At 43.7% G+C, this 26,994-nt stretch carries 25 protein-coding genes; 1 reads left to right on the top strand and 24 read right to left on the bottom strand.

What is annotated here, in order from left to right; all coding sequences use genetic code 11:
* Window positions 1-22: 22 nt before the first annotated feature.
* The 24 genes from larC to DWV68_RS08500 form a co-directional block, all read right to left on the bottom strand.
* Entirely contained in the window at window positions 23-1,303 is a 1,281-nt protein-coding gene (gene larC / locus DWV68_RS08615) for a nickel pincer cofactor biosynthesis protein LarC (protein WP_118665538.1), read from the bottom strand.
* A complete protein-coding gene (gene larB / locus DWV68_RS08610; protein ID WP_118665536.1) occupies window positions 1,290-2,045 on the bottom strand; it encodes a nickel pincer cofactor biosynthesis protein LarB in 756 nt (251 codons plus the stop codon). Before larB ends, larC begins: the two co-directional genes overlap by 14 nt.
* Window positions 2,024-2,908: a phosphatidylserine decarboxylase gene (locus DWV68_RS08605; protein ID WP_118665606.1), complete on the bottom strand. Its 885-nt coding sequence runs from the start codon at window positions 2,906-2,908 to the stop codon at window positions 2,024-2,026. The genes larB and DWV68_RS08605 overlap by 22 nt, the downstream gene beginning before the upstream one ends.
* A gap of 112 nt (window positions 2,909-3,020) precedes the next feature.
* Window positions 3,021-3,704, bottom strand: coding sequence for a CDP-alcohol phosphatidyltransferase family protein (locus DWV68_RS08600; protein ID WP_117842020.1), 684 nt, complete (start codon window positions 3,702-3,704; stop codon window positions 3,021-3,023).
* Window positions 3,705-3,712: 8 nt separating this feature from the next.
* On the bottom strand, window positions 3,713-4,753 hold the full coding sequence (locus tag DWV68_RS08595; protein WP_117698044.1) for a lysylphosphatidylglycerol synthase transmembrane domain-containing protein: 1,041 nt from the start codon (window positions 4,751-4,753) through the stop codon (window positions 3,713-3,715).
* Complete coding sequence (locus tag DWV68_RS08590; protein ID WP_158561831.1) at window positions 4,743-5,444, bottom strand: phosphatase PAP2 family protein; 702 nt, start codon at window positions 5,442-5,444, stop codon at window positions 4,743-4,745. The genes DWV68_RS08595 and DWV68_RS08590 overlap by 11 nt, the downstream gene beginning before the upstream one ends.
* A gap of 157 nt (window positions 5,445-5,601) precedes the next feature.
* Complete coding sequence (locus DWV68_RS08585; protein ID WP_118665534.1) at window positions 5,602-6,960, bottom strand: RsmF rRNA methyltransferase first C-terminal domain-containing protein; 1,359 nt, start codon at window positions 6,958-6,960, stop codon at window positions 5,602-5,604.
* On the bottom strand, window positions 6,938-8,110 hold the full coding sequence (locus DWV68_RS08580) for a class I SAM-dependent methyltransferase (RefSeq protein ID WP_330417483.1): 1,173 nt from the start codon (window positions 8,108-8,110) through the stop codon (window positions 6,938-6,940). Before DWV68_RS08580 ends, DWV68_RS08585 begins: the two co-directional genes overlap by 23 nt.
* Complete coding sequence (locus DWV68_RS08575; protein WP_022243993.1) at window positions 8,110-8,622, bottom strand: shikimate kinase; 513 nt, start codon at window positions 8,620-8,622, stop codon at window positions 8,110-8,112. Before DWV68_RS08575 ends, DWV68_RS08580 begins: the two co-directional genes overlap by 1 nt.
* 61 nt (window positions 8,623-8,683) lie before the next feature.
* On the bottom strand, window positions 8,684-9,457 hold the full coding sequence (gene aroD / locus DWV68_RS08570) for a type I 3-dehydroquinate dehydratase (RefSeq protein WP_118665532.1): 774 nt from the start codon (window positions 9,455-9,457) through the stop codon (window positions 8,684-8,686).
* A 15-nt stretch (window positions 9,458-9,472) separates the two neighbouring features.
* A complete protein-coding gene (gene aroE, locus DWV68_RS08565; protein ID WP_118087596.1) occupies window positions 9,473-10,348 on the bottom strand; it encodes a shikimate dehydrogenase in 876 nt (291 codons plus the stop codon).
* Window positions 10,349-10,431: 83 nt separating this feature from the next.
* A complete protein-coding gene (locus DWV68_RS08560; RefSeq protein WP_118087597.1) occupies window positions 10,432-10,725 on the bottom strand; it encodes a hypothetical protein in 294 nt (97 codons plus the stop codon).
* A 227-nt stretch (window positions 10,726-10,952) separates the two neighbouring features.
* Window positions 10,953-13,541: a translation factor GTPase family protein gene (locus DWV68_RS08555; protein WP_118665530.1), complete on the bottom strand. Its 2,589-nt coding sequence runs from the start codon at window positions 13,539-13,541 to the stop codon at window positions 10,953-10,955.
* A 41-nt stretch (window positions 13,542-13,582) separates the two neighbouring features.
* Complete coding sequence (locus DWV68_RS08550; protein ID WP_118087599.1) at window positions 13,583-14,911, bottom strand: AAA family ATPase; 1,329 nt, start codon at window positions 14,909-14,911, stop codon at window positions 13,583-13,585.
* Between the two features lie 29 nt (window positions 14,912-14,940).
* Window positions 14,941-16,236, bottom strand: coding sequence for a vWA domain-containing protein (locus DWV68_RS08545; RefSeq protein WP_118087600.1), 1,296 nt, complete (start codon window positions 16,234-16,236; stop codon window positions 14,941-14,943).
* Window positions 16,237-16,284: 48 nt separating this feature from the next.
* Window positions 16,285-17,235, bottom strand: a complete 951-nt coding sequence (locus DWV68_RS08540; RefSeq protein WP_118087601.1) for a leucine-rich repeat domain-containing protein — start codon at window positions 17,233-17,235, stop codon at window positions 16,285-16,287.
* A 53-nt stretch (window positions 17,236-17,288) separates the two neighbouring features.
* A complete protein-coding gene (locus DWV68_RS08535) occupies window positions 17,289-18,572 on the bottom strand; it encodes a M14 family metallopeptidase (RefSeq protein ID WP_118665528.1) in 1,284 nt (427 codons plus the stop codon).
* Between the two features lie 277 nt (window positions 18,573-18,849).
* Window positions 18,850-19,281: a flavodoxin gene (locus tag DWV68_RS08530; protein WP_022243985.1), complete on the bottom strand. Its 432-nt coding sequence runs from the start codon at window positions 19,279-19,281 to the stop codon at window positions 18,850-18,852.
* 12 nt (window positions 19,282-19,293) lie between these two features.
* Window positions 19,294-19,911 (bottom strand): DUF3793 family protein, encoded by a 618-nt coding sequence (locus DWV68_RS08525; RefSeq protein WP_117842031.1) that lies wholly within the window; start codon window positions 19,909-19,911, stop codon window positions 19,294-19,296.
* 216 nt (window positions 19,912-20,127) lie between these two features.
* A complete protein-coding gene (locus DWV68_RS08520) occupies window positions 20,128-22,389 on the bottom strand; it encodes an ABC transporter permease (protein WP_334294526.1) in 2,262 nt (753 codons plus the stop codon).
* An 8-nt stretch (window positions 22,390-22,397) separates the two neighbouring features.
* Complete coding sequence (locus DWV68_RS08515) at window positions 22,398-23,096, bottom strand: ABC transporter ATP-binding protein (protein WP_117698032.1); 699 nt, start codon at window positions 23,094-23,096, stop codon at window positions 22,398-22,400.
* Window positions 23,097-23,285: 189 nt separating this feature from the next.
* The gene (locus tag DWV68_RS08510; RefSeq protein ID WP_118665524.1) at window positions 23,286-25,160 is read right to left on the bottom strand and encodes a heavy metal translocating P-type ATPase; all 1,875 of its coding nucleotides are present in this window, start codon (window positions 25,158-25,160) and stop codon (window positions 23,286-23,288) included.
* 10 nt (window positions 25,161-25,170) lie between these two features.
* Entirely contained in the window at window positions 25,171-25,389 is a 219-nt protein-coding gene (locus DWV68_RS08505; protein WP_117698031.1) for a cation transporter, read from the bottom strand.
* A 13-nt stretch (window positions 25,390-25,402) separates the two neighbouring features.
* Window positions 25,403-25,762, bottom strand: coding sequence for an ArsR/SmtB family transcription factor (locus tag DWV68_RS08500; RefSeq protein WP_117698030.1), 360 nt, complete (start codon window positions 25,760-25,762; stop codon window positions 25,403-25,405).
* Between the two features lie 178 nt (window positions 25,763-25,940).
* Here DWV68_RS08500 and DWV68_RS08495 point away from each other — a divergent pair, with 178 nt between their 5' ends.
* Entirely contained in the window at window positions 25,941-26,879 is a 939-nt protein-coding gene (locus tag DWV68_RS08495) for a tyrosine-type recombinase/integrase (protein ID WP_118665522.1), read from the top strand.
* Window positions 26,880-26,994: the final 115 nt, after the last annotated feature.

Genomic DNA, 26,994 nt, shown 5'->3' with positions numbered 1-26,994 from the left:
TAACCTCATCCTTTTCGTATCCTTATTTCAACTCCTGCAATACATCATCATATACCTTCTGAAAAGAAAGTCCTCTCTCTCTGCATAGCTCCCGGATGGATTCATACTCCGGAGTAATACGCACTTCTCCTTCACCCTCACATATTTTAACCACCACCTCACCGTAGGAGGTCTGCCGCTTTTCTGTCCTTCTTGGCAGAATCGTCCGCACCATTTCTACATAGCGGATTCCAATGGTTGTTGTCTCACGAAATATAATTGCTTCTAATTTTTCCCGGTCTTCTTTTCTGCAGATTACTGTCAACTGATATGCCGGGCGGTTTTTCTTCATATAGACCGGTATATAATGGACATCTCTTGCGCCATTTTCCAGTAAAAGCTCCATGGCATAGCCCAGTGCTTCCCCGGTACAGTCATCGATATTACATTCCAGTTTTAAAATAGAATCACTTTCATAGACCGGTTCTTCTGTTTCCAGCAACAATGCCCGGAGCAGTCCCGGCCGCTTATAGTCCCGCTTTCCGGCGCCCAGTCCGTTTCCCACAATCCGGTAACATTCCGGCAGCTCTCTTGACGTACAGATAGCCGCTGCAATTGCTGCCCCTGTCGGAGTCACATATTCTCCCGGTTCACCGATTTTTCCAAGCAGGATTCCATATTCCATCACTATGTTAGTCACTGCCGGAACCGGAACCGGCAGGATTCCATGCTGACAGCGCACCGTTCCTTCCCCTTCCCACAGGGCAGGAATAATGACCTCATCTACTCCAAGATTATCAACACAAACTGCCGCTGCAATAATATCTACGATTGAATCCAAGGCTCCCACTTCATGAAAATGTACTTCTTCCACCGGAACACCATGGGCTTTTGCTTCCGCTTCTGCTAAAATCCTAAATATTTTCTCAGCAAGTGTCCTGGCACTATCAAGCATATTCGTGCCATCGATTATGGAATAAATTTCCGTCAGACCGCGGTGTTCGTGATGATGATGTTCCCCATGGGTATGGGATTCTTCCAAATGGGAATGCCCTCCATGTGCGTGTACTCCTTCCTGTCCAAAAAGGTACTTCATATCATGATCATGATTCTCATGGGCGGCATCTAAGATGACCCTAAAATCACATGCCGACAGGGCCGCCTTTTGTACTCTGCTGATTGCAATTTCAAAGCCGGATACCGGAATGCTCTTTAAAACATTTTCTAAGACTTCTCTGTCTGCTCCTGCATCCAGTAAAGCCGCCACTACCATATCACCACTGATTCCGGTATGGCAGTCAAGATATAAACTACGCTTTTTCATCATGCACCCCCAGTCTGTTTATCTGTGTTGCAAGACAGCCTGCACCATAACCATTATCAATATTTACCACTGCAACACCGTTCGCACAGGAATTAATCATGGTAAGCAATGCAGAAATGCCTCCCATATTCGCTCCATAGCCTACGGAGGTTGGTACACCGATTACCGGCCTGCTTACCAGTCCGCCTAAAACACTTGCCAGTGCTCCTTCCATGCCAGCCACTGCAACAACACAGTTGGCTTTCTGGATTACCTCAAGCCTTGAAAGGAGACGGTGAATTCCACTGACTCCCACATCATAAATACGTTCCACATTGGCTCCGAAAAACTCTGCCGTCTGCGCAGCCTCTTCTGCCACTGCAATATCTGCCGTTCCAGCCGTACATACTGCTATCAGTCCACTGCGTTTTTTATCCTTTTTTTCAATTTTTAATATACGAGAAACAGGGTCATAGGTAACCTGCGGTAATTCCTTGTGCAACAGCTCATACTGTGCCAAAGACGCCCTGGTTCCCATGACCTCGCCTTCATCCTTGTATATTCTCTGAAAGATTTCAAGAAGAAACTCATCCCGTTTTCCCTGACAGAATACCACTTCTGCAAAACCGGAACGCACTTTCCGATGGCTGTCTATCTTTGCATAGCCCATCTCTTCAAATGGTTCCCTTTTAAAAAACTGCTCCGCTTCTTCTACGGTCATCTTTCCGCTTTTTACCTGTTCTAATACTTCATGCGCTTCCATTCTGACATCCTTCCAATCTTTTCCCCCTGCCGGACTTTCGTCTCGACTCCTTTATTGGAATTATACACAATATCTGCGTCCAGTTCTACCCTGTCTTTTTCCAGACACAAAATTACCGTAGAACCGCCAAATTCAAATTTACCTTTTTCTTCTCCACGGTGCACCGGGCAGTTTTCTTTCTCATTACAGATTCTGCCTACCATAAGTGCGCCCACTTCCATCATTAAAATATTGCCAAAATGCTGACTTTTCAGCACAGAAAATTCTCTGGTATTTTCCTTATAAATCGGATATATTTCTCCCGCCAGCGGATTTACCGTATGAAAAACACCCGGAATCCTATAGATGTACCCCATTCTGCCATCATCCACAAAGCTGTAATGATGATAATCATCTACCGTCAGGCGGAAAATGCAAAGGGTTCCGCCCTCATAATGACGGGCGATTTTCCTGCTACGGAAAAGACTCTCCATGGTATATTCCGTATCCTTGACGCAGACTTTTCCCTCTGCTGTAATGGGATATATACTGAGCCTGCTATCGCAGGGTGCACAGAAATTCTCCTTAACACGGTCAAATTTCCGGTGTCCCGGCTTGATTTTTCTGGTAAAAAAATCATTATAGGAACGGTATTCCCGTTCCTCATAATCTGTCATATCTACATGATTCTTTTTTATAAATGGTGCAATTGCAGCCTTTGATACCGGCTGGTTCAAAAGGAATCCACCTGCTTTGGAAACAAAAGGTTTCACTAAAATTCCAAGTAAAATTCTTCCGGCAGCCGTCTCATACAATGCCTTTAACACTCTGCCCTGTGCTGCATTCTCACCAATTTCATTTCCCTTCCGGTCTACACAACGCATCTTCGTTTCCTCCTCATTTTTCCTTATTGCAGGAAATGTTACGCATTTTCTGTCACGTTACATCCCATTTCCGGCTCATTGAACATAATGCTGGTCTCATCCGACACAATTTCTACCTCATCAGACGATCTAAAATGGAATTCTCCAGTCCCGGAAAGCACAGCGAAATATGATATTTTGAGAATAGGAAGATTGCAATTACTGCACATGCCACAAGGATAACCAAAACTGCAAGAAATGCATTGGATGGCTTTTTCAATTTAAAATCTACAATAAATAATGTGCCAACTACTGCCAAAACAAAGAGCAGTAACACACTGAATTCACGCTCTGCAATTACAAAGTTCAGCATAAATGCCAGTGGCAGTACGATTGCCATCGTTGTAATCGGCAGTCCGTGATAATATTTATTGGCACCCTCTTCTACTCTCTGGCGGTTGGTTTCCAACACATTGAAGAATCCAAGACGAATCACGGAGCAGACACAATAATATGCCAGAACAATGGTTCCAAGAATACCTCTTACACCAAGCACATAACAGATTACTGCCGGGAACGCACCAAAGCAGACTACATCGCAAAGGGAATCAATCTGAACGCCAAATAATTTTTCATCATCAGTACGGTTCTTTTTGGTTCTTGCAATCTTTCCATCAAACATATCAAATAATCCGGATAATGCCAGACAGATAATTGCTGTTCTGTAATGTCCTCCAATTGCCTGAGTAATTCCAAAAACAGAACACATCAGACTAATATATGTAAGTACTACTGTATAATCATAAAAACCTATCATTTTTCCCTCTACCTTTCTTCCCTCTTCTGTTTATGCGGTCTTCCTATCGTAAAATGTGCTACGACTGTCATAACTGCGCTTAAAATTAATTCTGTGTAATAACTGAGTCCCCTGCTTACCACCATCGCCGGCAATGTCAGTGTGCCGCAGATTGGTGCAAAAATAGATAAAAACAGTGATTCACTGATTCCCATTCCTCCCGGTAACGGAAGCATATCCACCGCAACGGAAATCATTCCCTGTAATACAACAATGGTTACCATCCCTGTTCCATTGATTCCGAAGGAACGGCAGGTCAGATATGTTACAAAAAAGAGTAACAGTCTTTGTACTACGGTAATCAGAAATACATTGGTTACGACCAATTTATGGGTACGGAAATAACCTGCCACATCCTGATACTGCTTCATGGCATTTGCCATTTTTTCCCGGTAATATTCAGTACGCTTCATCAGATGAATTTTGCCAAGTCCTCTTATGATGGCATCCATCATATTAGCTGCCAGTGTCGGATGGAAAACCAGAAACATCATAAATGCCACACAAAAGACATTTAATAAAAGTCCCAAATAACACCATCCCAGCACCGGTTCAAGATAATGCATAATCTGTGCCGGACGAATGATTACAACCAATGTGCCGAGTACCACAAGTACCAGCTTATAGGTAATGGTTACAATCATTAAAACCAGTGTCGATACCGGTATGGACAGCTTATCCTTTTTCATATAATAAATCTGTGCCGGCTGTCCTCCGGTTGCCGATGGAGTAATACAGCTGAAAAAGAATCCAACAAAGGAATACAGGAAACAATGCATAAGTTTTATCTTCTGCCGGATGCTTCGCATCATATAAAATATAATAACAGATTCACTGCAGATAAAGAATACCACGCAGACCACCGCAACAAGCCAGTACCGGTAATCCGTATTCCGGATATAGCCGAACAATTCACCTAAATCCTGTCCATGAAAGATTGCATATATGGTAATTGCAAATACGGTAATAAGAAAAACTGCATTCAGTATTCCTTTTTTCTTACTCATCATAATGCTTCACCCCAAATATCTTTCTTCCGATTTTATCAAAAACTTTCATTACCGGACGGTACATTCCGGTATGCTTTGATACAAACCAGCAGAATTCTGCCAGAAAAATGCCTGCTACCAGGTCAATCATATAATGCTGTTTGGTAAACTGGGTGGATGCACAAATCAATGCTGCCATCACAAAAGAACATCCTTTGTACCAGCCCGGTATCTTACGGCTCTTTCTTACTCCGATGAAGCAGAACCAGCTTACCAGACAATGGATGGATGGAAAGAGATTCGTCGGTGCATCCGATGCATAGATAAAACGCACCAGCCAGCTGCAGAAATCATGCCCTGTCACTTCCGGTCTGATATTCGTGGTTGGAAGCAATATAAAGAAGATACAACAGATTACTCTTGACAACATATCCGCTGTTGCAAAACGGAAAAATGTTTCCTTATCTTCTCTCGATACCAAAATATAATTTATTAAACTGAACGCAAAAAATAAAACATACAGAATAATCCACTCTTTTACAAAAGGAATACTCCTGTCCAGATTGCTGGTCAGGTCATAATGCTTTGCATTTGCCATCAGCCTCTGGGTGCCCCAATAAATAATGGTATTAAAAATGGCACACCATGCCAATGGCAGTGGTCCGTATGATGGTATCCATTTTGCTATGTATTTTTGATAAAATTTTCCCAACTTTGTCTCTTCACACATAATTTTCTAACTTTCTATTTTTTCCGACTTAATAATCATATTCGATTTTCTTTTAAATCACAAGCAGATATTCCCGGTGTTTATTAATATTTCCTTAATTTTGTTTTATTTTAAGCAGCTTTTTTCAGATTCTCTCCTTTCAGGTAATATCCACCATACGAAGCCCTTTCGGATAATGATTCTTCATGATTCCACCTGCCAGCTTGCCCCAGCCGATGCTGTAGCCATCTACGCAGATTAAATACCAGCCCTTTTCTCCTCCCCATGAAAAAGTCTGTCCCATCAGATACTGTCTGATTTCCTGGCTGCCAGAAGAAAGCATGGCAACATGAAATGCCTCTTGTGGCTGCATGGCAAGTGCCAGTGCATGGGATGGTTCAAAACGGTTCTTTTTTAAGGTGCCAAGATGCAGTCCCGGCCGTAATACCTTCAGCCCCTTTAAAGCAGGAAATCCTTCCGGCATCAGATAGAGCTGCTCTCCAAATTTAAGCAATGCTCCCTGAGGTTTTTCTTTTAAACTCTCTTTTACAAAAGAAAGATATTCCGGGCAGTCTTTTTCCTTTATGCCCTTTTCCGTCAGTCCAAAGCCGCCATAACCTTCGCCTGCTTTCGTTATCACTGCTGCAAAATGTCCTTCACCTTCGATTTTATGTGGAAACAGACGGATGCAGCCTTCTTTGTCATGAATAAAGCCTTCACAGTCAATTCCTTCTGCAATCTGGCAGTCCGGATGACGTTCTAAGAAACGGTGCACACTTCCTTCATCCTCTTCCGGTGCAAAGGTGCAGGTGGAATATACCATCCTGCCGCCGGGTCTTAACATCTCATACGCACAGTCTAAGATGCCGTCCTGCCGGTCGGCACACAGCTTCACATTGTCAAGGCTCCACTCATTTCCGGCCTCTTCATTTTTCCGGAACATGCCTTCCCCGGAGCATGGTGCATCCACCATGATTTTATCAAAGCAGCCTGGAAAACGCTCTGACAGATGCTCCGGTGTCTCATTTAATACCAGTGCGTTTTTGATTCCCATCCGCTCTATATTTTCAGATAAAATCTTCGCTCTCGCCGGATGAATCTCATTACAGATTAAGATTCCTTCCCCCTTCATAGCTGCCGCAATCTGGGTACTCTTTCCACCGGGAGCTGCACAGAGATCTAAGATGATATCCCCCGGCTGTGCCTTAAGACATTCTGCCGGTACCATTGCCGATGGCTCCTGAATATAATACACACCAGCATTGTGATAAGAATGTTTTCCCAGACGAATCTCTTTTCCGTAATAAAAACCGGACTCACACCATGGAACCGGTTTTAGCTTCCAATCTGTCTGTTGTAAAAATCCTGATACACTGGTTTTCCCTGTATTAATCCGGAACGACTGCTGCCGCTCCTGCCCTAAGCTTTCGAAAAATGCCGGGTACTCTTCCCCTAACATTTCTTTCATTCTCTCTAAAAACTCTGCCGGGAAACTATTATTTTCCTGTTCTGAATGCATCCGTATTTCTCCCTTCATCCACTTGCAGTAATCCGTAGAGTAACGGTTTTAGCTGGAATTCTTCGCACATGGCATCCACTTCTTTTAAAAGCTTCTGCTTATGCTCCTTTGAAATCTTTGCCTTTCTCGCCCGGATCAGAAGATTCTTTGGCGTATGGGACAAATCCACAAATTCTAAGACCTGGCTCTTGTATCCGCAGCACTCTAAGAGGTTGGCACGGATTGCATCCGTTGTCAGTGCTGCAAAACGCTCTTTGATAATGCCATAACGGGTCATCAGATGCAGCTTTTCACTCTCCATCTGCTCATTTAATTCATGCTGGCAGCATGGCACGGAGAAAATCATTTCCGCATCCCAACTGATGGCATTGTATAAGGCAAAATCCGTTGCGGTATCGCAGGCATGCAAAGATACTACAATATCCACCGGAAACGGTGCTTTGTAGCCATTGATATCTCCCAGTTCAAAATGCAGGGTGTCATATCCGTATTTTTTTGCTGCCTGATTACATTTTTCTATGACATCTTTCTTTAAATCCAATCCCACAATCTCTACCGGAATCTTGCGCACTTCCGTAAAGTAGTAGTACATAATAAAAGTAAGATAGGACTTACCGCAGCCGAAATCAATGATATGAAGCTTCTCTTTTTTACAGTCCTTCACATAATCATCGATGATTTCAATAAAACGGTTAATCTGCTTAAACTTATCATACATGGTACGGACAATTTTACCCTCTGTGGTAAAAATTCCCATATCCACCAACGGCGGAATGACCTTACCTTCTTCTAAGAGATAATTTTTCTTCCGGTTATGGGTTGCAGTCTCATTTACTGCATTCTGCAGCTTTTTCTTTTTATAAGACGGCACTCCTTTTTTGGATACCAGAAGAATATGCTCTGCTTCTATATCAAATCCATTGAGCTGGCGAAAATGATTCTGCATCAGTTCTTCCAATGCTGTCTCTAATTCTTCTACAGATAGATTCTCATGAAATACCTGCTTGTCCGTATATTTTTCCATCTGGAAAAAGGCTTCCTTTTTCTGCACGATAATTTTACGATACTCTTCCTGCTTTGTGGCGGGCTTACTGATAATCAGCTTTCTGCAGCTTTCTGCAATTGCTTCTATATACTCTCTCATTTCCATTATGCTTCTCTTAACTTTGCAATAATCTCATCTGCGATTGTCTCTGCACTCCTGCCGTCTGTTGCCACCGCAAGGTCTGCAACACTTTCATAACGGCTACGGCGTTTTTCCATCAGTTCACGGATGTACTCCACATTCATATGGCCATTTAAAATCGGGCGGTCCTTGCTGTAGCGGACTCTCTCATAAATGGTTTCCGGTGTAGCAGACAACAGAACGATTCTGCCATTTTCTTTCATAAAAGATACATTTTCTTCCCGCAGCACTGCACCGCCACCGCAGGATACGATGACACCGTCTTTTTCTGAAATATCTTTTACAAGCTGTGTCTCCAAATCTCTGAAATGTGTTTCACCATACTGTGCAAAAATGTCAGAGATAGCCATTTTCTGCTGCTCTGCAATCATTTCATCCATTTCGCAAAGAGGAACATTTAATTTCTCTTTTAATACTTTTGCTATGGTGCTTTTCCCGGCTCCCATAAATCCAATCAGAAAAATATTCTCTGCCATTTTCTAATTCCTTTCCATATGTATGATTCCAAATATCGATTGAAATTCTTCTCTATTATTTTTACTGTCTATTGCTGTTCTGATGTATGATTTCCAATATCCGCCGCAGTTCTTCTGCATCTATCTGTCCCGGTGCGCTGCTCTTTCCGGCTGCACCAAAGGTAACTGCCGAGCCAAAGATTTCTCCGCAAAGACGGCTGATTAAGCCCTCTCCTGCCATAGACATAGTAATAACAGGTGTCTTCCCTGTTTCCTTCCAGCTTTCCGTTACCGTAAGCAGTGTTAAGACGTCTTTGCTGCTTTGTGGCATAACGGCAATCTTTGGAATATCTGCACCAAGTGCTTCCATCTTCTGAAGTCTGGCATGGAGTTCTTCTGCTGCCGGTGTTTTTTCAAAATCATGATTGGATGCAATGACTTTTACATTATTGCTATGTGCTGCCGCTACTACTGCCTTTACAACAGCATCCCCGGAAAATAATTCCACATCCACGCAGTCCACAAACCCGGATGCAATTGCAGCTTCATTTAAGCTTTGATATGCTCCGTCGCTTAAGGCAGCTTCTCCGCCTTCCCTGCTGCTTCGGAAGGTAAATAAAACTGGAAGTTCTCCCAAACATTTACGAAGCTTTTCTAACAGTGCTACTACTTTTTTACTGTCTGCAACTTCTTCATACCAGTCCACACGAAATTCCACCAGATCCGGTTTTGCAGCCTTCGCCCGCTCTGCGCCCTCTAATATTTCTTTTTCCGTCTTTCCTACAACCGGAACACAAATCTTTGGCATTCCGCTTCCGATTTCCAATGTCCTGATTCTGACTACCGTCTGCTCCATTTCTTACTCCTTATCCTACTGGAAAAACTTCTCTTTTACTTCCCGTACCGGCATCTCTTCTCCGGTGTACAGGCGGAATGCAGCAACACCCTGCCACAGTAACATTCCTTTTCCATTGAGACAGGTACAGCCTGCTTCTTTTGCTTCCCGGAGTAATCTTGTCTCTTCCGGATTATAAACGGCATCTGCAACCACCAGTCCCGGACGGAATGCGGATGTATCTTTCACAACGCTTTCTTTTTCCATCGGTTTCATTCCAACAATGGTTGCATTGGCAAAAATGTCAGAGCTTTGAATCTCTTCTGTCATCTTTGCAGTGTCTGCAATGTCATACACATTTACCACAATGCCCGGCACTTCTTTTCTAATCTTCTCTGCTGTTTCCAGTGTTCTTTCGAAGAAGTCATCTTTGATATTGAAAATGCTGATTTCTCTTGCCCCGTCCAGCGCACACTGTACCTGAATGGCAGTGGCTGCTCCGCCGCCTCCTGCTACTGTGATTTTCTTTCCTTTTATCTCAATTCCATGGTCTCTTAAATTGCCTACAAATCCTTCACCGTCTGTCATATGTCCGATTAATTTTCCATCTTCATTTACTATGGTATTGACTGCTCCGATAATCCGGGCTGCCGGTGAAAGCTCATCCATATATTTTGCAGTTTCTGTCTTACATGGCATCGTTACATTGCAGCCACGCATGTGGAAAAGGCGCATGGCATCCAAGGCTGCCTTTACTTCTTCTACTTTTATATCGAATGCTACGTATGCATAGTCTAATCCTAATTTTTCAAAGCTATAGTTATACATTGCCGGGGAGCCTGAGTGTCCTACCGGGGAACCGATCAATGCCAATAATCCTGTATGTCCTGTTATTCTTCCTTTTCCTTCCATGTCTTCTCTCCTTCTGTTCGAAATGATTCTGTTCGGGTGATTACGATAATGCAAAACAACGACCAAACAATTGTTACTGCTATTTAACGATGTTTTCTTTTGATGAACAGGAAATGTCCTATCGTTCTTAGATACGCATTTTGCTTGTAGTAGACTGTCTTTCCGCCTGCTTTGACGGGATATCTGCACTGTCCGCCGGAGGCGGATGCCACAGCAAGCCTGCAAGGGGCACTAAGAATTTCGATAAAGTTACGAATTCGTCCGGCAACCGGCGCATATTCGCATCCATGCTTAAGATGCGCCTCACTGGCACATCCCTGTGCCAGTGTTGCCGGTTTGCCGACGAAATTCCAAGTGCCCCTAACAGCCTGCTTCATGCATCCGCATTCCGGCGCACCGTACAGATATCTTGTCAAACATTGGAAAGACCGGCTAAATCACAAAAGCAAAATGCAGTGTCTTAGAACGATGGCATTTCCTGTTACAAAAGAAACATCTGTCAAATGGCAGATACAATGGTTGCATCCTGTTTTCCTCTATCGTAATCACCCGAGTAAAACTCTTTTTCTATCATAGCTTTTTTTCCATGCCATGGCAATATTTATCAGAAAATATTCTGTCCATTCCGGTAATTATCCCACATGGTGCTATTCGCCCGTTTTACTTCCTGTTCAAACTCCCGGGCAGATATCAGCTTGCAGTCCTGGCCGCGGATAATCATCTGCTCTAAGCCATCGGAGGTTGCAACCGTTACATCATAATGATTGTGATGTTCGTGGGCAAATCGTTCGATATACTGGTCTGCTGTCTCTGCCTCTTTGGTAAAGACAATATGGATATTGTGATAGTCCAACTGTTCTGTCTTATGTCCGGTCAGGCGGTATGCATCAAACACCACAATGACTTCGCCACCAAAGATGCCCTGATAGTTGCAGAGAATGTCCTGCAATTTGCCTCTGGCTCCATCCAGATTCACTTCTGCCAGTTCATGTAAATCCTTCCAGGCATAAATTACATTGTAGCCATCCACCAGTAGATAGCGTTCCAGTTTTTCCGGCTTGTGGTAAGTACGGACGGTTGGTGCATTGTTTTCTGCTTTGCGTTTTCGCACAACACCGTTTTTGCGTTTTCCTTCCTGCCGGTTGGCATAGAAGGTCTTTTCTAAAATAGCATCGATTTCATCGGTATCTACCCAATCCTCTACTACGCCGGGACGGTGGACTTTTATCCGTTCTTCTTTTGTGCCGCCATCTTCTTCTAAAACAGATGGCATATGCATGTGCTCTTTTACTTCATACCACGGCACCAGATAGCCCGCTCCGTGGGCACAGAATACAGAATCTGATGTATTATATAAATCTGCCTCCGGCTGATAACCGATAGCTTCTACCACCTCATCCTGATTCTGGCACACCTCGTAGCCCTGCAATGTGCAGAAGAATTTGCCACGCCCTTTGGCATAGGTATTTAATTCCTTCTGATAATCCGAAAGCTTCGATACCGGACCGCTTCCGGTGAGCAGTGCCATTCCATTTTCTATCTGCGGAGCGTCCATTCTGCTGTTACGCTGCTCCATATCATGCATTGCACGACCCAGACATTCTTCCGGTATTTCCAGACGGAATGCATAATATGGCTCTAACAATACAGAATCTGCTTCCATCAGCCCCTGCCTTACCGCCCGGTAAGTTGCCTGCCTGAAATCGCCGCCTTCGGTATGCTTTGGATGTGCCCGGCCGGACACTACGGTAATCTTCATATCAGTAATGGCAGAACCGGTTAATACGCCCTTATGTTCCCGCTCTGCAAGATGGGTCAGTATCAGCCGCTGCCAGTTCTTATCTAAAATATCTTCACTGCAGTCTGTCTGAAAACACAGTCCGCTTCCGCGCTCACCCGGCTCTAACAGAAGATGTACTTCCGCATAATGGCGCAGTGGTTCAAAATGTCCGACTCCTTCTACGGTATTGCGGATGGTTTCTTTATAGATAATCTTCTCTTCTCCAAATTCCGCCACAACTCCGTAACGTTCTTTGATTAATTTCTGCAGGATTTCAAGCTGCACTTCACCCATCAGCTTTACGATAATCTCTCCGGTTTCTTCCCGGTATACAATATGCAATTCCGGATTTTCTTCCTCTAACTGCTTTAATTTTGGCAGCATGACCGCCACCGGAACTTCCCCCGGCAGAACCATTTTCACGCTGCGTACCGGTTCTAAGACCGGAAGAATTGATTCTTCTTCTATACCAAGCCCTTCACCCGGATAAGTCTTCGTAAGCCCCGTAACTGCACAGACTGTACCTGCTGCCGCCTCGGATACTGCCTCATATTTTTCTCCGGAATAAATACGGATCTGATTGACCTTTTCCGCCCACTCTTCTTCTCCGGCTTTGCCATTAAGCATGTCCTTTACACGAAGAGTTCCTCCGGTCACTTTAAGATAAGTCAGCCGGTTTCCCTGTTCTTCTCTTGCAATCTTAAAGATTTTAGCACCAAATTTATCCGGATACTGAGGTGTCCTGCCATATTCGTAAAGCCCGTCTAACAGTTCTTCCACACCCTGCACCTTTAATGCAGAGCCAAAATAGCAGGGGAAAAGTTCCCTCTTTGCAATCATTTGTGCAAAGTCATTGGATGCAAGACTTCCTTCCGATAAGAATTTCTCCATGGCTGCTTCTTCGCACATAGCCGCCTCTTCATAGAAGCCTTCGTTCTGCTCCTGTGTAAAGTCAATGCAGTTGCTGTCCAAATGCTCCTTGATTTCCCATAAAAGAGCCTCTTTATCCGCTCCCGGCTGATCCATTTTATTGATAAATAAGAATACCGGAACCTGATAAAGTTTTAACAGACGCCACAGCGTTCTGGTATGTCCCTGCACACCATCGGCTCCGCTGATGACCAGCACTGCATAATCAAGCACTTTAAGGGTCCGCTCCATCTCCGCAGAAAAGTCCACATGCCCCGGTGTATCCAATAAAGTGATTGCCATATCTTTCCAGGAAAATTCTGCCTGCTTTGAGAAAATCGTAATTCCACGCTCCCGCTCCATGGCATTATTGTCAAGATATGCATCCTTATTATCCACTCTTCCCAGATGGCGTATGCTTCCGCTTGTATACAACATACTTTCCGATAATGTTGTCTTTCCTGCATCTACATGTGCAAGAATTCCGATTACCAGCTTCTTCATATTTAAAGGTATCCTTTCTGACATTTTTTTACGCTGTACAACTAGTCCCGGTTCAGCTCGGCTAAAAGCTCTGCCCGCTTGCTTCCAATCAGCAGTTCCTGATTATACTGTAAATAGCGGTCGCAGTTGTGCTCGGCTAAGAATCTTGCGGATTCTGCCACGGTAGCAAGATCTGTTACAAATACCACCATTTCCTGGCCGCCCTCAAATGCCTGCTCCATAAAATCAAACGCATGCTCTAAGGCTGCTGCGGTCTTTTCTTCGATTGTTTCTAATGTCTTTCTCTGGATATCAAAGGCTGCCTTTTTTTCCTCAAAAACTTCTTTCTTTGCCCCTTCGGAATTACGGTACTCTTTCAAGGCTGCAAAGTCGCGGTCTGTCTTAGCCTTTTCTTTTCCATAGCTTCGGAACAGATTCTGTAATCCGTCCAACAAAAGATTGACCACGCTGAGTCTTTCATCAAAAGCTGCATCATAAATCCGGGCAAATACTTCCGGCCGAATCTTTCCTTCCAATATTAACGGAATTCCATAGTCATCCTTATATTTCTGGTATAAATCAAAATATGCTGCCGCATCCTCTGCCACATCCTTATGGTGTAAAAATTCTCCTACAACGGTTTCATCTACCGGAAGCCCCATTTCTTCATAGGTCTGCATCAAAATGCTTAAGTCCTCCCAGCCTCTTGCTGTGACAAACTGCAAGCCGTCTACATCTGCTTCCACCCGGTAGAAATTCTTTGGACGAAGCTCAAGATAGCTTAAAATTGCACCATGGATATGTCTTGATCTGGCATAAGCTTTCCAAACACCAAGGTCTGCCTCTACCTGCATACAGCGGACACGGTCCAAGGTTACCATATCAAATTCCCGCACCGATTTATTGTATTCCGGCGGATTGCCTGCTGCAACAATAATCCAGCCCTCCGGCACTGCCTGATTACCAAAGGTCTTGCACTGCAAAAACTGTAACATGGTCGGTGCCAGTGTCTCTGACACACAGTTAATCTCATCAATGAAAAGGATTCCTTCCGGACAGCCTTCCTCGATTTTCCGGTATACGCTGGCAATAATCTCACTCATGGTATATTCCGTTATGGAATACTCTTTGCCTGCAAATTCCATTTCTTTGATAAAAGGAAGTCCCACTGCACTCTGTCTGGTATGATGGGTAATCGTATATGCTACCAGTCCGATTTTGCACTCCTCTGCAATCTGCTCCATAATCTGGGTCTTGCCGATTCCCGGCGGTCCCATTAATAAGACCGGTCTCTGACGAATCAGAGGAATCTTATATCTGCCCTCATCATCCTTTTTCAAATATGCTGTTACGGTATGTTTGATTTCTTCCTTTGCCTGTTTGATATTCATCTGTTTTCTTCCAATCTATATTATTTCTCTCATGCATTCTGTTCCAGCTCTCCCGGCTCCAGTTGCAGCCGCATTGCCCATGGTGGTACTGCCGTCTCATCATAGGCTCCCAAGAATAAAAATGCGGTCTTATATTCCGGCTTCTTTACCGGATAAATGCCCTTGCCATCGGTAAAGTACAAGAGTCCATCCAGATGCCGGATACTTCCTTCTTTGATTAGTTGGTTTACATAAGTAAACGCCGGTCGAAAATCTGTATTTCCGCCGCCCACTACCTGAAAGCTTTTTAGCAGCCGCTCCATTTCTTCCTGACTGCTGATTACCTCATCCATTTCCACTTTATCATCGCACTGGATAATCCGGATTCTGCATCTTCGAAAGAAGCTGTTCTGCTGGGATAAAATGCCAAATGTCTCATTTAAAAAGCCTTTGATTAAACTGCCGCTGGTGGAATAACTGGTGTCTACCACCACTACAAATTCCCGGATTTTCTTTACTTCCCGGCTCTCCACCGGTTCTATCAGGGGCATATTCTTATAAAGCCGCAGCCCATAGGTATAATAATTCAAATCATACTCATCGGGATTGCATTTTAATTCTTCCTGTAGTATGGAAAATTTCTGTAAAAATTCCTTATAACTCCGGCGGCTTTTCGCAGCACTGATCTGTGTCATCAGAAGTTCTTCTCCCTTTTCCGGCTCATCTCCATGCCGCTTCTTCGCCATACTGGTCTGCCTTGCTATCTTATTCCATTTATTTCTGGCCGCAGATGCCGCGCCATTGCCGGTTTCCTCTTTCCAGAAACGGTGGTCATCCGTATAAAATTCATGATTTAAGGTAAGAAGCTCTTCCATGGATTTTCCCCGCAGCCAGCGGTATACCACTGCTGCTGAAATCCGCCCCTCACCCTTCAACGCTTCATAGGTCTGCTGCCGCAGAAAGCTTAATGCGCGCCTGGTACAGGGCTTGTCCATGCCGTCAATGGTCTGCTCCACTACAATATCGCAGGCAAGATTCCAAAGCTTCGTATCTCTGTTTCCTTTTAAAAATAAGTGTGAAAAAATACAGTGCAATATCGTGTGCAGGTACGCCCGGTTCATAAATGCCGGATTATTCCGGAATACGCGTATTACCTGTCCTGCTGAGAAAAAGAGACTCTCTCCGTCCGTAGCCATTGTCTCTAAGCCTTCCATTGCCTGAGGCTTCAATGCAGAAAGTGCCACATCAAGATATCGCAAATCCAGATAGATTTCACTTCTTGCATGCTGCAAGATTTTTACAGACATATCATTTTCCCATTCGGTCTGGGTCTTAATATGTGCCATCTTCTACTCCTTTCTGCCACTGCATATTTTCTTAATTTTCTGCTGTTTTTACCACTCAATATCATAACAGGAAGAAGCTGCTTCTTCCTTATAATATTTCTGCTGCCAGCTGCTTAAGCTGACACTGCCTTCTGCCCAGCCGGCTTCTGCCGCCTGCTCGATTAATGCAGTGATTCCACTCCGCTCCACCACCTGAAGCCGGCATATCAGCTCTAATAATGCTAAATCTTTTTTCTGAATCAAAACATCACATACCTCACTGGCATGTTCTTTTAAATAAGAAAAATAACGTTCACGGGCTTCTTCCTTTAATTCCACCGGATATGCCAGTCTGCAAAGTGCCATTCTGGCTGCAGTCCACATCTTCTCCTCAATGCAGATCCGCTCAAATATCATATCGTATGCGGCGGCATCTACCATCCGCTCATGAAAACACTGTCTTGCCCGGAAACCTTCCCCCGCAATATTCAGTGCAAATATATGTGCCGGTCCGATTTCTTCATAGGAATCGTAATATTCCGGATAGAAAAATAAGGCTTCCTTAAATTCCACTTCCAAATCAGCCCGAACCTGATTTAAGATAAGCTGTGCGCCACTGGCTTCTTCCATGGAAGAACGAAGCACCAGCCGCTTTAAGCTCCGGCAGTTCATAAAGGCATCGCTTCCTAATTCTTTTAAGAAACGCCCCAAGGTAAGTGTTCGTAATTTGCGGCAATTATAAAATGCCAGATTCCCGATTTGTTCCACGGAATCCGGCAAAGAAATTTCTTCGATATCATTTCCACATAATGCCTTCATAAAACTGTCCACTTCGCCGATGGTAACGGCATCTGCCGGAACATGTTTGCTTTCCGAAAAACAATATGCGCCTATTCTCTTTACTGTGAATCCATCTATCTGTTCTGGAATTACAACAACCGGTGTCGTCCCATATACACGCTCTATGCTTATGGAATGTTCATCCAGCGGCTGTATCTCATAGCTGTATGCTGTGTTCATCTTACGCTCCAGTTTCCTCAACTTTTCTCTGCTACAATATAACACATCCCCGGTTATCGCACAAGTTCCGTCATTCCGCCTTCTAAAATCAGACGGTTATCTTCATAGATTCCGGCAAACTGGCTCATTGGAAGCGGGCTTACACCCATTCCCACCTCAATGGTATAGCCGGGACGATTGTATTCCTGAATAAACCAGTCTTTGAAACCAGCATAACCCGACGCAGATGGTGTCTCTTCCACCCGGTATCCGCTGACCTCGCCAAAGTATTCTGCAATTCTTCTGGAATCTGCCGGTTCATAGTCAAGATACCGCCAGTAAATCACTTCTCCCTGTGCATGATATGCCAGAATTAACGAAAAATTATGAGCTCTTGTAAATTCATAGACACTGCGGCTTTCCGGTGCCACAAGGGGAGCCTCTCCCACATAATCTCTTGGTGCCGGTGTTGTAAATCCCATGGCAAATTTAATGTTTCTGGCATTTTCCCAGCCCGCCGGAAATTGCAGATTCAAATCAATTCCTTCTATATTGGCTTTCCATCCATCCGGAAATGGAATCTTCGGATAATCAGCTGCAATGCGCTCTGCCTCTTCTAAGGATGCACCCTCTTCTAATACTCCATTCACTAAATCCACGCCATCCGGGTTTACCAGGGGAACAAGATACAGGGAAAATCCATAAAAAAGCCACGCTGCCTGCACAGTATAAAGCATGCGTCCCGCTGCAAATGCATGGGCATATTCTTCCGCAAATTTAAGCAGGACCGGTGTAGTAATCCATTCGTTGGCATGATATGCTCCACTGTAAAAGACTTCCCGCTCTCCTGTTCCAATCCGAAGATAGGGGATTTCCTTTCCCATCGCACTTTTTCCAATATTTCCCTGAACCAAGAAAGGATAGCGTACCGTAAGCCCTTCCAATATCCAGTCATTGAGATAAGAAGTGTAAGCCACATCTTCTGCTACAAGCGAAAAAGAGAATGGAATTGCAAGAATACTTCCGGTCCGCAGTGCCAGCGGATTTACTGTTGGATTGGCTGTCATAATCGCTGATACACTGGTGTCATAATTTGCCGCAATACCCCATAATGTATCACCGGATTTTATTTCATGCATCGTATATCCTTTTAAATAAGGGAAAAGCTTTCCCCACACTACATCATCTATTTTACAGTTAAATTCTTCCCCGCCCTTTTTCCTTAAAAACTGCCGCAATGCCCTGCAGGTATTCTCTCCCAAAATTCCATCTTTCCTTATGTCATATCCCGCACGGTTTAATGCCAGCTGCACATACTGTACCAGCACGGAGCGTTCTCCCGGATTCAATACTTTCATTCTTTCACCTGTTTCCAGTCCTTCATATCAGTATATGCAGCTGTTTTCAAAACGTAACAAAGAATGTGCCCTGACACATTCTCGCGCCTGCGGCGGTCGCTTGCGACATCTACCTTATACGCCGCAGTGCGCATCCTCGCGGAGCGTTTTTCACTTTACAGGAAAGCAATTTCCTGTAAAGCGAAAAAGCCTTGCAGTTTTCTGCAAGACTTCTTCTGGTTATGATATATAATACAATTTGTTTGTACCCTACGGAAATGATTTTGTTTTTTGGAATTTACATTCCTGCTAACTGTTTGCCTAAACTTTCGCATGCAGCGACTGCATCGTCATCCGGTGCTTCCTGACAAATCACACCTTCACCATTTACAACGGTTGCTCCTGCGCTTGTCATACGGTCTACCCAGTCACGCATCCACTGTCCATCGCCCCATCCGTAAGAACCGAATAATGCGATTTTCTTTCCTGCTGCAAAGCCTTCTACTTCTTCAACGAATGGCTCCATCTCGCCTTCTTCTAAGACTTCTGCACCCATTGCAGGACATCCCATTGCAAATACGGAAGAAGCTTTTAATGCATCCATATCAGCTGTACTTACATCAACAACCTCTGCTTCTTTGCCAGCTGCTTCAATTCCTCTTCCAACAGCCTCAGCCATTGCCTGTGTGTTTCCTGACTGTGTCCAATAAACTACCTGAATCTTACTCATTTTTTCTACCTCCTAAACAGCCGCTTTCTGCGGCATGCTGTCATTATAAATACCAATGATGTCCCGCATTCCCACTCCATTGGAGAGAAGCTGGATGATGGTCTCTTTTTCCATATCATAGCGTGCGAAAAGACGTTTCTTTTCCGGAACGTGCGCATACACTTTCCAGTAACCCTGATAGAGTGCATTCTGTCCATTCTGTTCCATAAATCCTCTTACATCTTCTACCGGATAGCCAAGCAGCACTCCCATTTCATGAGGAAAACCAGGTTCTCCGCACATATAACCCTGGTAACGTTTCTGAAACGTACTGAGAATATTTCCGAGCGTAAAGTCCTGATAACCGGACTCCTGCAGCAGCTCCCGTATCTCTTTACGCATCAGATACGCCTCCAACGGTTTCTTCCGAAAAAGAAGGTAACGAGCTTTTTCCCTGGTCCTGAGCAGTAGCAGGAATGAAATTCCGGATTTTCTCAGGCACTGTTTTACCGCATCCTCCATGCCTGTTGAAACGACTAAGAGATTGGATATCTTTACTCCTGCGATCAATGGGGCACATTGTAACGCTAACTGCGTCTCTGCATTGTGTAAATCCATCTGTTGTACAATTTCCAGAATCTCTGTACTCATAGCTTCTTTTCCTTTCGTTCTAGTTAGTTATTTCTAACTTGTGTTTATCATAACTAATTACATTTCTGTTGTCAACACAAAATGTGCGTGGTGAGAATTCTTTATCATATTAAGAATTTCAGTTAGTTTGATATGGTTTTAGTTTGGCTGGGTGGGATGAAAATATACTTGTATAAAAATACCAGCAGTTTCGCTGCAATATTACATTTTCAAGTTCTACTCTACATTCTTCAGAGCTTCATCCATTGGTATCTTCCGAATCTTCCGAAGGCAGAACAATGCCACTACGAAGTATGCCGCCAGTACCATCAGAAGTATCTTCCAGTAGATGTTCGGGTCATAGTAGATGCTCAGCCAGCCGGAGTAATCACTCATCATTGCCCGGTAGATGACATTAATGGTCTCGGTAGCAATTGCTTCACCCAGAATAACGGATATCACCACAATCCAGGTGGTGGCTGTCAGATATAATTTCCCGATTTCTCGGGTGTTGTAACCCAATATCTTAACCATGGATATGGATGAAGCATTCCGCTCGATAATCAGCTTTGTCATCAGGTAAATAAGGATTGCTGCCAATGCAACAGAAAATACATTCATCAGATAGAACATGCCGCCCATAGATACATCAAGCTGTCTTGATACCTTGGTGAGGTCATCTTCTGTAATGGTCGTCATGATATAGGCATCCTCAATATCGGTAATCTTCTTATCGGAGAAATATCCATTGAAATAATCCTCCTCTTTGTCAAATACATCCCGATATTCCTCTTCCGGCATAAAAATTGCCACTGCTGCCGGATACTCATAGATTCCAGCCACCTTAAACATGTATTTCTTATCTCCATAAGTTTCCTTTAACTCAATAGTATCGCCTTCTGCAAGCCGGTATTTTTCTGCATAACTATCCGAAATGTAAACACCTTCTTTTGGGAAATCAATATCAACATAAGCACTGTCTTTTTCAACTCCATAGACGCTGACCTCTTCGCTGCTGAATTCTGTCGGCATTGTCTTTAAACTACCGGCAAGATAAGCCTCTGCGCCATCTGTTTCCGTTGGAACCGGCGCTTTTAATACATACTGATAATCTGCAAGCATGTGGGACAGCACTTCATCCTGATAATGGTTTAAAAGTGGTGACATCATCATGCCGAAAACCAGCAGAATTTCTGCAAAAGCAATACCGATAAATAAAGTCAGGTAGCCCGCACGGTTCTGTAAAATAATACGGATACGGAACCGGTTAAAGAATTTGAAATGCGGCAGTTTTACTGCTTTTTTCCGCTTTCTTCTGCTCAAATCCCTGCGCAGAAAATTCAGTGGTGAAATACGCAGTTTGGAAGAAATCAAAAGCAGATTTATAACAATCATTATGATTGCCGGAATCACCGTTGTCAGGATAAACGCATCCCCATTCCAGATGGTATGGTAGGTCGGCAGACTATAGCTTCCATAGTACAAATCTGCTACCATATTTTTAAATACGGTATAGCCAAGTATATTTCCAATAATTGCTGCTACGATTGTCACCAATACCGGAAGATGCAGATAATGCCGCAGCAGTTCTCCTCTGGTATAGCCGGATGCACGCAGCGTTCCGATGACTGCCGCTTCTTTTGTAATCGTATTATTGGTGGTAACTGCAAAGACAAATGCCATAATCGCTATCAGGATATATAACAACGTCATTACCATTGTTTTGTCTCCGCCCATATCATCTCCCGTAAAATGAATTGCCTGATTGGAAAATGCCGGTATGTATGCTGCTATTGCCGCCTTACTGCCCAGCACTTTCATAAAATCTTCTGCTTTCTCTTTTGCTTCCGTATCATCAGCCGGAGTTTTTTCATATTTCCAGGAATAGCTGTAATGGAGATTTCCGGTACCATAAGCATCAAAGGCATCCTCTGTGGCAATGGCAACGCCAAATTTTATGGCATCAAACATCAGATCCTTGCTATCGGAAAACAGCGCACTGTAATCCGATAATGCCACCAGACCACTGATGGTCTTTTTCTCGCCGCCTACTTTAATGGTGTCTCCTACTTTTAAGGAATTATTGTCCGCATACATCCGGTCAATTGCAATTTCATCTTCCTGCTGCGGCATTTCTCCATCCATCAGACATACTTTATCCACTTCGTTTCTCGGTTTAAAAATACGGAGGGTACTGTCTGACTTGCCATTTACCACCTCTTCTTCCAGATAGTAATTCTCATAAATTGTTACGCCTTCTTTTTCCAGTTCTGTAAGCAGCGTATCGTCAGCTTCTTCCATCAGTTCGAAATTACCGTCTTCAATATTGTACTTTTCAAAACTCTCATTATAGGCAGTTATCATACTGCTTCCTGCCACCAGAAATCCCGATACAAATCCGATAGTAGCTGTCAGGAACAGGAAAATCACAAGATATTTTCCAAAATCTGTTTTCAATTCCCTTGGAATTCGTTTTCTTAATGGACTCTTCACTTTCATCACCGCCTTTACCAGTCAAGTTCCTGTGCAGGAATCTTCACTTCATTGGTGTAATCCTTTCGAATCTGTCCATCACGCAGCTTAATGACACGGTCTGCCATGTTTTTGATGGCATCATTATGGGTAACCATAATAACGGTATTTCCATATTTCTGATTTACATCCTCAATCAGCTTCAAAATCTCTTTGGATGTATTGTAATCCAGTGCTCCGGTCGGCTCATCACAGAGCAGGATATCCGGGTTCTTTACAATAGCACGGCCAATGGCTGTGCGCTGCTGCTGTCCACCGGATAACTGGTTTGGCAGCTTATGACGATGCTCATATAGTCCCAGTGTCTTAAGCAATTCGTCAATGTCTAATGATTTATCACTCAGATATGCTCCTACCTCGATATTTTCCTTCACATTGAGGTTTGGAATCAGATTATACATCTGAAATACATATCCTAAATGGCGGCGGCGGTAATTCGTCAGTGCCTTTTCGTTCATATCTGCTGTTTTCTCTCCATTGATGGAAATATAGCCGCTGTCTGCACTGTCAATTCCTCCGATAATATTCAAAAGTGTTGATTTACCGGAACCAGACGGTCCTAACAATACGCAAATCTCACCTTTTTCAACAGAGAAATTAATTCCCTTCAAAACTTCTGTTTTTGCCTCTCCCTGTCCAAAACTTTTTTTCAAATCCTGAATCTCCAGAAACATATTCATCCTCCTTTTTCTTTTCTGACTCTTTTTTCAGTTCTTTTATTTTGTTACTCCTGCTTCCCTCTTTCCCAATGTTGTACTATTTCCAACTTCCTGTTAGCTTTTTGTAACTTTTGTTAGTATAGGCTATCTTCCTGGTAAAAGAAAGGCGTTTACTGATTCTTTTTCTCAATAAACGCCTTTATACTATTTCTTTGCAATGTGCAGTGTCCGCATGGAATTTAAAATTGCAATGACAGATACACCTACATCTGCAAATACTGCTTCCCACATATTGGCAATACCAAATGCACCGAGTATCAGCACAATTGCTTTTACGCCAAGTGCAAATACGATATTCTGGTGCACGATGGAAAGTGTCTTTCTTGCAATCTTCACAAGAGATGCAATCTTTCGCACATCATCATCCATAAGAACTACATCTGCAGCTTCAATGGCTGCATCGGAACCCATACTTCCCATTGCAATTCCAATGTCTGCTCTGGTCAGTACTGGTGCATCGTTGATGCCATCACCCACAAATGCAAGTTTTTCTTTCTCATGCTGTTCTTTCAGAAGTGCCTCAACCTGACTTACTTTGTCACCCGGCAGTAATTCTGCATGCACTTCATCCAGTCCCAGTTCATCTGCTACTGCCTGTGCTGCTGCCTTACGGTCTCCGGTCAGCATAACGCATTTCTTCACGCCTACCTTCTTCATGCTATGGATAGCTTCTTTTACGCCTTCCTTAATGGAATCGGAAATTACAATGGTTCCGGCAAATGCGCCATCTACCGCAACATAAATTACGGTTCCAGCACTGCTGTTTTCGGTATAGGAAATATTCCGGGCTGCCATCATTTTGGCATTTCCAAGCCATACTTCTTTTCCATCTACAAATGTATGAATTCCATGTCCGGCAATTTCTTCCGTTCCATTTACCCGGTTCATATCCAGTTCTTTGCCATAGGCTTCACGCATGGAATTAGCAATCGGATGATTAGAATATCCTTCTACATGGGCTGCAAGCTCTAAGAGTTCCTCTTTACTTCCATTTACCGGAAGTACCTCAGATACCTTGAACTCGCCTTTGGTCAGTGTACCGGTTTTATCAAATACGATAGTGGTCATCTCAGCCACTGCCTCTAAATAGTTACTTCCTTTTACCAGAACACCTAAGTTAGAAGATGCTCCGATACCACCGAAGAATCCCAATGGGACTGAGATTACAAGGGCACACGGGCAGGAAATAACAAGGAAAATACAGGCTCTCTGAATCCACTCAGCCCAGCCGCCGCCTAAAATAATCGGTGGCAGGATTGCAAGAATTACTGCTCCAATGGTAACAACCGGAGTGTAATATTTTGCAAATCTGGTGATAAAGTTCTCCACTCTTGCTTTCTTGCTGCTGGCATTCTCCACCAGTTCCAGAATCTTGGATACTGTGGAATCCTCGAATGCTTTTGTTACTTTTACCTTTAAAGTACCGCTTCCATTGACACAGCCGCTGATGATTTCATCACCTTCTGCTGCTCTTCTTGGAACAGATTCTCCGGTCAGTGCCGCGGTATCGACCATGGACTCACCTTCTACTACAATTCCATCCAATGGAATACGCTCGCCCGGTTTTACCACAATGACAGTGCCTATTTCCACATCATCCGGATCTACCTGGACTAATTTGCCATCCTCTTCCACATTGGCATATTCCGGACAAATGTCCATCATATCTGCAATGGACTGTCTGGATTTTCCAACGGCATAGCCCTGGAAAAGTTCTCCAATCTGATAAAACAGCATAACTGCAACACCCTCGGAATACTCCCGTACACCAAATGCGCCAAATGTTGCAATCATCATCAGAAAGTTCTCATCAAATACCTGTCCATGACTGATATTCCGGAACGCTTTAAATATAATATCATAGCCAATCAAAAGGTATGGTACCAGATAAATAATAAAAATCAGGACTGGCTGTGTAATCTGTTCTAAGACACCAACGTGTTCCAATACCAGAAGTGCTACAAACAGCACTGCAGTAACCAGAATACGTTCCAGCATTTTTTTCTGATTCTTTGTCATAAGCTATCTCCTATCGCAGAATCCGGCAGTCCGGTTCTACCTTTGCACATACTTTGGCTACTTCATCCATAATTTCTTCAAAACGCTCATCTTCTGCATCGATGGTCATTTTCTGTGTCATGAAGCTTACTACTGCATCATTGACTCCCGGGATTTTCTTGATTGCATCTTCCATTTTTGCTGCACAGTTTGCACAGTCTAAGTCTTCCAATTTAAATTTTTTCTTCATTATAATATCCTCCTCATTCTTCAATATGTTCTCTGCCCTGGTCGATAATGGTTCTTACATGTTCATCTGCCAGTGAATAAAATACGGATTTTCCTTCCCGCCTGCTGCTTACCAGCTTCGCCTGTTTTAAAATCTTAAGCTGATGGGATACTGCTGACTGCGTCATGTTCAACGTCTCTGCCAGATCACACACACATACTTCCGAGCCAAATAATACAAACAGGATCCGGATTCTGGTAGAATCACCAAATACTTTAAAAAGCTCTGCCAGATCATATAATTCATCTTCATCCGGCATCTTCTCCCGTGCCTTCTTAAGAAGCTCTGCATGAATGCAGTTTTCTTCGCAGCATTCTACATCGTTCATTGCCATCCTCTCACCTCCAGCTCGTTTCAACATATGAGCATTTGTTCATATGTTCATAATACGCTTGGGATTTCAAATTGTCAATATGAAGTTGGAAATTTTTATAAAAAATTTTTCTATGATATACTCTTATATCTATATTCAGGCAGGACAGCCTCCTGCCACATACAAAGGAGTATTTATTATGCATGATTTTAACTTTGAAATGAACCAGTATTTAACCTACTGCCGCACCCAGAAACGCCTTGATGGCAAAACCTTAAAAGCATACCGCATCGACCTTACACAGTTTGGTACCAGCCTTGCGGCTGCCTTTCCTTCTGCTTCCAGTATATCTGACATCTCTCCTGCTATATTAGAGTCCTATGTTGCCACCCTTCATGAACAATTCAAGCCCAAAACCGTAAAGCGAAAGCTTGCCTCCCTCAAAGCCTTTTTCCACTACCTCGACTACCGCGACCGCATTGTCTCCAACCCTTTTAACAAATTGCATATCAAATTCCGGGAACCGGTGATTCTGCCTAAAACCATTCCGCTTCCTACGATTGAATTGCTTTTATCTTCTATCTATCACCAATACTCCCACGCTGCCACCGATTTCCAGCGTAAAAATGCGCTCCGGGATGCTGCTGTTATCGAGCTGCTCTTCGCCACCGGCATCCGAATCTCTGAGCTGTGTTCCATCACACCGGATGACATCAACCTTTCCAACCGGACTCTGCTTATCTTCGGCAAAGGTTCCAAAGAGCGGCTCCTCCAGATTGGCAATGACGATGTTGTCCACACCCTGCTGGAATACTGGAAATGTTACCTTCCTGATATTAAGCGTACCAACCGCTTCTTCGTCAACCAGGCAGGGCGTCCGCTCTCCGCCCAGTACGTCCGCCGAACCATCCGGAAATACTGCAGCCTTGCTTCCATTGATATGCACATCACTCCGCACATGTTCCGCCACACCTTCGCCACCAGCCTCTTAGAAGCCGATGTGGACATCCGCTACATCCAGGAAATGCTGGGGCACAGTTCCATCCACATCACAGAAATCTACACCCATGTTTCCACAGCAAAGCAGCGGGACATTCTGATGAACAAGCATCCGAGGAAGGATTTCAGGGTGGGGTAAAAGTTGAAAAATGAAAGTTTATGACAGCTACATGAAGAGACATTCTGAAGGGATGTCTCTTTTTGATGGATAATAGGAGATTATCCATCGTTTTTGATGGTGATTCATATCCTGT

Source organism: Roseburia sp. AF12-17LB (assembly GCF_003479605.1).
Classification (GTDB): Bacteria; Bacillota; Clostridia; order Lachnospirales; family Lachnospiraceae; genus Roseburia_C; species Roseburia_C amylophila.
Note: the sequence above shows the minus strand (reverse complement) of the source record. Positions and strands in the feature narration are given on the sequence as shown.